1 protein-coding gene is annotated in these 212 nt (G+C 47.6%); it reads left to right on the top strand.

All coding sequences use genetic code 11. The annotated features are described in order from the left end of the window. A partial coding sequence (locus ACYQ8U_RS23545; protein WP_459947968.1) for an acyl-CoA dehydrogenase family protein occupies positions 1-212 on the top strand: 212 nt, incomplete at both ends.

The raw sequence follows: 212 nt of genomic DNA on the forward strand, positions 1-212 counted from the left end.
GGTATTGCCGATATTTTAATCGTCTATGCCAAGGTAGACGGTGAGAAATTCACAGCTTTTATCGTCGATGGCGATAGTGAGGGACTCAGCATCGGTGCAGAAGAAGTCAAGATGGGGTTAAAAGGCTCATCCACCTGCAGCGTCTTTTTCGACAATGTCAAGGTTCCTGCTGAAAACCTGCTTTTTGAGACAGGCAAAGGCCATGTGGTCGC

It is taken from the genome of Desulfocastanea catecholica (assembly GCF_054657295.1).